At 64.6% G+C, this 7,040-nt stretch carries 5 protein-coding genes, 1 tRNA gene and 1 pseudogene; all 7 read right to left on the bottom strand.

Features of this window, described 5'->3' with window-relative positions; all coding sequences use genetic code 11:
• Positions 1–233: 233 nt before the first annotated feature.
• Positions 234–446: pseudogene (locus tag ACRDTL_RS11375) on the bottom strand (HNH endonuclease); the annotation flags it as partial.
• 109 nt (positions 447–555) lie between these two features.
• A tRNA-Thr gene (locus ACRDTL_RS11370) sits at positions 556–631 on the bottom strand.
• A 350-nt stretch (positions 632–981) separates the two neighbouring features.
• Complete coding sequence (locus ACRDTL_RS11365) at positions 982–1,449, bottom strand: SRPBCC family protein (RefSeq protein WP_431506810.1); 468 nt, start codon at positions 1,447–1,449, stop codon at positions 982–984.
• Positions 1,450–1,604: 155 nt separating this feature from the next.
• Positions 1,605–2,381: an enoyl-CoA hydratase-related protein gene (locus tag ACRDTL_RS11360; RefSeq protein ID WP_431506809.1), complete on the bottom strand. Its 777-nt coding sequence runs from the start codon at positions 2,379–2,381 to the stop codon at positions 1,605–1,607.
• 126 nt (positions 2,382–2,507) lie between these two features.
• Positions 2,508–3,011 (bottom strand): histone acetyltransferase, encoded by a 504-nt coding sequence (locus ACRDTL_RS11355; RefSeq protein ID WP_431506808.1) that lies wholly within the window; start codon positions 3,009–3,011, stop codon positions 2,508–2,510.
• Positions 3,008–3,283 (bottom strand): DUF1778 domain-containing protein, encoded by a 276-nt coding sequence (locus tag ACRDTL_RS11350; RefSeq protein ID WP_431506807.1) that lies wholly within the window; start codon positions 3,281–3,283, stop codon positions 3,008–3,010. The genes ACRDTL_RS11355 and ACRDTL_RS11350 overlap by 4 nt, the downstream gene beginning before the upstream one ends.
• Before the next feature lie 65 nt (positions 3,284–3,348).
• Positions 3,349–6,924 (bottom strand): carboxylic acid reductase, encoded by a 3,576-nt coding sequence (gene car, locus ACRDTL_RS11345; protein ID WP_431506806.1) that lies wholly within the window; start codon positions 6,922–6,924, stop codon positions 3,349–3,351.
• Positions 6,925–7,040 lie beyond the last annotated feature (116 nt).

The raw sequence follows: 7,040 nt of genomic DNA, 5'->3' as shown, positions 1-7,040 counted from the left end.
CACTTGCACCGGAAGTGCCTTTCTCGTCGGGTCAGATTGTTGTGTGGAAACTCCAATCATCCCAGCTCAGAAGGCACTTTCCTCATACCGACACCCGAACCACCGTCAATTCATCCGTGGATCGAGGTTTAGGCTGGCACCGGTACGACCGGCCTCCTTAGCTCAGTGGTAGAGCACTCGCCTTGGTAAGCGAGCGGGTCGAACGTTAGTTGGATGCTCAGGTGGCTGGAGCGTCAGTAGGACTGGCCGTCGGCGTACCGCTGTCGCCGGTAGTGGCGACCGCTACCGCGATTCCTCGCCTTGTACGTCGGCAGCTGGCTGTCACAGTTGGGACAGATCAGCCGCAGATTCTCACGACGATTATTGTTTGCGTCTCCATTGATGTGGTCGACGATCAGCGCCAGGGTCATGCGGTTCCACTTGCCCTCGATGCCGCAGATCGCACAGCGCATGCATTGGTGCAGAACACCTTTAGCCGACGGCCTTCGAAATCGACTCCGCACCCGAGACAGGTCATTGACATAAGACGACACTATCCCTCAGTGCCGACAGGAATGGAGCCGCGTGAGAGACTCGAACTCTCGCCATTCGCCTTACAAGGGCGACGCTCTACCAACTGAGCTAACGCGGCCGGGGCCGGCTCGATGAACCATGACGATTCTACGACGGGGTGATGCCGGCGGAGCTGCGCGCCGACCCGAGCCGGCGGAGGTGCGAGCCGGCGCGGTCGGTGTCGTCCTGTCGGGCGGAAGCTCGCGGAAGGCTCGCTTGGTAAGCGAGCGGTCGTCAATTCAATCCTGACAGGAGGCTCCAGCGAAGCTCACGATGCTATTTCGCGATTTGAGGACAATCAAGATCGCATTCTTTTCGTCATTTGCCGGCAACTCAATTCCCCGTCACGGCGGCAGCGGAAATCGGCACTTCGGCCTCTCACACGTGTCTCTGTTGCGATCCTATGGAACGCGGACGAGCCATCGTGACCTACTTCGCGGCATAGCGGTCGTGCAGCTTGACCAGTGTCGCCTCGATGCCCGCCGCATTGGTTTTCATAGCGCGTGTCAACTCGTAGAACTTCAATTTGAACGCACCGGCATTCTGATAGTCGAACGTCTCGGTGACCCGGGTCAGGGTCGGCGAGAGCGACTCGAATTCCCATCGCCAGCGATGACCCTCCGGATGGCGCCACTCAACCAATTCGTCTGGCTGCAAGGCGGTTACGGTGCTGGTGATGTGGTACGGCATGCCGAACATCTTCATATTCGTCGAAAACTTCGACCCGACGGCGAGGTTCGCCGGTGCCTTGATGTTGTCGCGAACTGTTCCCGATCCGTCCAGTTCGCGATGACGCGTGGGATCGGCAGCCATCGCGAACAATTCGGCCGCTGGCGCGGCCACCTCAACCGACCGGCTGACCTGCCGGGGTCCCGCGTCGACGACCGCGACAACCATGATTTCTCCCTTCATGCGACCCCCAGTACAACGAAGTCAAACCACACCTCTAGTCGTGCGCCGGGCGCAGCCGCGACGATAGCCTCCGCCCATTGCGGCGCACACATTGAAACGCTCCAGGCAATCACGCGTGGCCGCGGAACACGTTCGTGCACTCACCGACCCGTCCTGTACATCGGCTTGCGCTTTTCCATAAACGCCCTTATCCCCTCTTGGGCATCGGGCAGCTGACTCGCCGCCGCCATAACCTCGATCGCGTGCGCGTAGGCCTTCGGCTGGTCGAGGTCGATCTGCGCATACAACGTCTGCTTGCCCAGGCCCTTGCTCTCCGGGCTGCCGCGGGTGACCCGCTCCAGCAGGTCCTGGACCGCACTATCGAGCTGCTCGATCGGCACCACCTTGTTGACCAGGCCCCAGTCCAGTGCGGTAGCGGCGTCTATCGTGTCCCCGGACAGCGCCAGCTCAGCCGCCCGCTTCCGGCCGATGTTGCGGGCAATGGCGACCATCGGGGTATGGCAGAACATCCCACCCCGCCCGCCCGGGGCGGCAAAGCCGGCGGTGTCGGCGGCGACCGCGAGATCGGCGCTGGCCACCAACTGGCAGCCCGCCGCGGTGGCCAAGCCGTGGACCCGGGCGACCACCGGTTGCGGGATCTGCTGCATGGTGGTCATCAGGTCGGTGCAGACGACCAGCAGCTGCCGCATGCTGGCATGATCGCTGCCCATCATGTCCGCGAAGTCATGCCCGGCGCTGAATACAGGTCCGTTACCGGCCAGCACCACACCCAACGCGTCACTCTCCCCCACGTCACGGAACGCCGCGAGCAGTTCGCGGATATGGTCGAGCGAGAGGGCATTGCGCTGCTCCGGCCTGTCCATCGTGATCGTCGCGAAGTCACCGCTGTGGGTGACCACTATGTTCTCGTAACCCATGACATCACGGTACTGTGCGTTCCAGCTCGGGACTCGCGAGTTAGACTCAGCCGCAACGTTTTGTCGACGGCACGTCAACGGTTGTGCGCTATAGCTCAAACATTGAGTGTGCGCCCGCATGACTCGTCATGCTCTCAGCGCCCGCTCGATGTCGCTGATCCGCCGGTAGAGGCGTCGGCCCTCGAGTGGCTGGAAGCCGTGGTGACGGTAGAACTCGACGACGCGGCCATCGATGGCGTCGACGACCAGAGCCCGGGCGCCATAATGCCGGGCGCCGGCCACGGATCGGATGAGGGCGTCCAGGAGGAGATCGCCACCGAGACCGGTGCCCTGCTCCTGCAGGTCGAGCGCCAGGCGGGCGAGCAGGAGCACGGGGACCGGGTCGGGTTGGCCCCGACCCAGCCGCGATGGCGACCGGGCCCGCTCGATGCTCCCCATGGCCAGCGCGTAGTACCCGACGACACGGCGGCCCCGACAGAGCACCCATGTAGCGGCGGTGCCGGCCGCCGCGGCGACGGGCGCGACGCGGTGCAGCCAGTCGTCGAGAACGTCAACGCCGCTGAGGAAGCCCGCCGTGACGTGCCGGCTTGGGTCCAGCAGGTCGACGGGGCTGAGCGCGGGGGCGCTCATCGGGCGGGAATGCGGCTCTTCCGTTTGGCGAGGCGCACCAAGTCGGGAGCCGCCTCAGCGGGCTCGTCGAGCGCGGCGACGAAGCGGCGGAACGCGGCCTCGGACAGCTCGATCCGGTTCGCCCGGGCCAAGAGATCGTGGGCATGGTTGACCGCTACGGACAACACGAACCCCGACAGGCTCTGACCGCTGAGCGCCGCCGCGTGGCGAAGGGCCTGCTCCTGTTCAGGAGACAGGCGGAAGTTAAGGCGACCAGTCAGAGTCTCGGGCATGTACGTATTATAGACGTACTTCGTCGAGATCGGGCGTCGTCGACCACCGCGGCCGCGGTGTTCGGTCAGGCCACATGGGCGCCGGCAGGAGATGCGAGCAGACCCAGCTGTTGCAGATCGGCGACGTACTTGTTGATCAATGCCTCGTTCAGGTGCGGCACGTCGTTGTCGCTGCCGATGCCTGCGGATCGCACCGCAGCGCGAAACTTCTCGGCAGGCATCCTGGTTGTCGGCATCGGGGGCGCTGGCTGCGCATAGGCGTTCAGCAACGGCAGCACAGAGTCCTTGCGCTGGTTTTCGGGCAGCGCCTTCATCGCCGCCTCAAACCTGTTGAGCCACTGGCCGTAGTCGTCGATCCTCTCGATCCGCTGGCCGTTAGCGATGAGCCAGTCGACGAACGTGTCCAGGGAAATGCCGTCATCGTGAGTGTTGAGCACGTTATAGGTGTGATATCCACCAGTGGTGCCGGCGATACGCCCGCCGAGCGTGGTGATTGCTTCGGAGGTGAAGTCGGCCGGCAATCCGTCGTAGTGGGCACGCTGCCGGTTGCCGTCCGCATCCAGCAGATAAAAGGATCGGGGCGCAATCCCGGTGGCCACCACGCTGAGGATCAGCCGGGTGAACATGTCGGTCACATTGACCTGGCCGGTGTAGCGGCTGTGCGCCAAGATCATGCCCGAGCGGAACACGGCCACCGGCAGGCCACAAAGGTCGTGTGCCTCGGCCAGCAGCACCTCACCGGCCCATTTGCTGGTGGCGTAGCCCCCGGCGTACGAATCGCTCAGCGACCGAGATGGACTGACCACCCGCACATCCACGTCCTCGCCGACGAAGCTGCCGTCGGGCAGCGGGGTCACCGCCACCGTCGAGACGTAGTTGACCGGCTTGAGTCGCCGGGTGATTGCCAGTTTGATGATCTCGGCGGTCCCGAGCGCATTGGGGCCGAACAGTTGAGCATAGGGCAGCACGTGGTTGACCATCGCCGCCGAATGCACGATCAGATCCACCGACTCGGCAAGCCGGTTCCAGGTGGGCGTGTCGACACCCAGGTTCGCGGCGCCGACGTCGCCGACGAGGACCTCGAGATGCTTATCGGCCAGGGCGCGAAACCGGGCCGACAACTCGGCGTCGCCGCTATCGATTGCGGCGTCGATGCGTTGCCGTGCGGCGGTCGAGTCGGCGCCGCGAGCCAAGCAGATCAGCGTGCCACCGGTTGCGGCGAACCGCTCGAGCCAATCCAGGCACAAGAAGCGGCCGAGATACCCATTGGCGCCGGTCATCAAGACGGTGTGCACGCCGCCCGCAGTCACAGCCAGGCCCCGCGCCGCGGCCAGCGTGTTGGTGTCGATGAACTTGTCCAGGGTCAGGTCGGCCGCCCGCGCGGCGGTGGCGTCGCGGCCGTGCACCGAAGCGAAGGTGGGCCGCGTCGTCGCCGAATGTCGTTCGCCGTCAACGTGAGCGGCGATGGTGGCCAGGGTCGCAGTCGGGCTGACAATCGTCTGCACCGGCACCTCGATATTGAAGATCTGCTCCAACAGCGTGGCGAACGAGAACGCAGACAACGAATCACCGCCGAGGTCAATGAATTTGGCGTCAGCGGGGAAAGCCCCGCCCGTCGGCTCCAGACCGAGGGTCACCGCGGCAGCGCGCCGGACGGTATCGATGGTGGCCAGCTCGCGACTGGCGGTACGCAACTGTTCGATCTGGTTGTCTTGACCCGCACCGATTTCGGCGTACATCGCGTCCAGGCGTTCACCGTAGTGCGCCTTGAGGGCTGGGCGCAGCAGCTTGCCGACCCCGGACAACATTCCGTTGGCGCGGGTGAAAGGTTTTGGTTCCAGCAGGAAGTCGCGCGGAATCTCGTAAGCGTTCAGGCGTGCGTCGGCGGCGATCTGCTGCAGCGAGCCCGCGACCAGCGCACGAGCGTCCCCTCGGGAAGCGCGGTCGACGGCGTCGGCGTTCGGCACGACCACCGCGAGCAGGAACGGCTGTTCGCTGTTGCCGTAGAGGAAAACCTGGCGGATGTACGGGCTGGCCGAGTAGGTGGCTTCCAGTTGGGCCACCGGCACGAACTCGCCTTGCGAGAGTTTGATGACGTTGTTGCTGCGGTCGAGGTACCTCAGGTGATCGGGGGCGATCTCGGCCATGATGTCGCCGGTCTTGTAGAAGCCGTCCTGATCGAAGATCTCAGCCGTCAGTTCGGGATGCTTGTAATAGCCCAGGATCAGGCTGGTTGCCTTGAGGTAGAGCTCACCACGCGGATACGGCTTGTCGGTGGTCAAGTACTCCAGTTCGGGGACGTCGACGAGCTTGTAGTCGGTCACCGGCGGACGCAGCAGCATCCCGTTGCGCATGATTCCGCCGCCGTTCTCGGTTGAGCCGTACCCGTCGCTGACCGGTGTGTCGAGCAGGGAGTCCATGAACGCATGCATCTCTTTCGACAGCGGTGCGCTGCCGCACATCGCCGAGATCACCCGTCCGCCGAGAAAGTCTTCGCGCAGTTCGGTTTTCACCGCTTCGGCCAGCTCATCCGAGGTGGAATCGTCGGACGGTCGCTGGCCCAGTTCCTTGCGATAGTGCCGATGGATCATGTCGCACACCCGCGGAACCAGGTTCAACGCGGTCGGTCGAACCAGCTCGATGTCGTCGAACAGGGTCGACATGTCGCTCTTGGCGGCGAAGTATCCGATGCCGCCGGCGCTGAGCGTGGCGATCAGCCAATTCAGCCCATACACGTGGGACAGCGGCATGTACTGCAGGTGGATGGCCGGAATCTGCCTGCCGATGTCCTTCGACGGGCCGTGCGGGCGCAGCCACAAGCGTGCGATCAGATCGGTGGTGTACATCGCGCCCTTGGGGGTGCCGGTGCTGCCCGATGTGTAGATCAGCGTGGCCAGCGGGTCTTCACCCGCCGCGGGGATAAACGGCGGTGCCACCGGCAGCCCGCGTCCGGTGTCCAATTCCTCCAACAGGGGCACCACATCGACCTTGCGTCCCGCAGCGGCCAACCGGTCAACCGCGGACTCGTACTGTTCCCGCTGTTCGTCGTCGCCGCCGAGGTGGTCGAAGACCACCAACCGCTGCACCGAGGGTGCGTTCAGCACCACATCGACGGCGGTATCGAGCTGTTCGATGCCGGCGGCGAAGATCCGCGGCTCCGTCTCGGCCACGATCGGCGCCAGCTGGCCAACCGAAGAACTCGTCTGCAGCGGCACGAACACCGCGCCCAACCGGGCGCATGCCAGGGTGATTATCGCGTAGCCGGTGCTGGTGAAGCCCAGGACTGCCACGAAGTCGCCGGGATGAAATCCACCGGGAAGACTTGTCCGCCAGACACTGGCCAAAGCCGCGACGTTGTCAGCCAACCGGCGGTAGGTGATGGTGTCAAAGCCCGACAGCAGGGTGGTGGCCGCGCGCCCGGTGGCCGCGTCGTGTGTCACCTCGCGGGCACGCTGCCCCAGCGCCGGCCGGTCGGCGTAGCCGTTGAGAAATTCCTCGATGACCTGCCACAGCCGCAGCCCGGGCCGGTGTGCGGCATCGGTGACCTCCGCGGAGGGTGTCGCGGCCCGAAACTGCGGGTCGGTGGCGAACAGGTGATCGATGCGGTCGGCCAGTTGCTGGTCTCGGTCCGGCTGAGTCACGGTTGTGCCTCCCTTCGCCGCGCCGAAACCCAATCTTTCTCGCAGCGGCAGCCCAACGCTCCACTTCGGCGCAAAGTCTGCGGATCCGATCTGGAAACGTGGCAGGGTGGAAACCG

The sequence above is a fragment of the Mycobacterium sp. genome (assembly GCF_050700595.1).
Classification (GTDB): domain Bacteria; phylum Actinomycetota; class Actinomycetes; order Mycobacteriales; family Mycobacteriaceae; genus Mycobacterium.
Note: the sequence above shows the minus strand (reverse complement) of the source record. Positions and strands in the feature narration are given on the sequence as shown.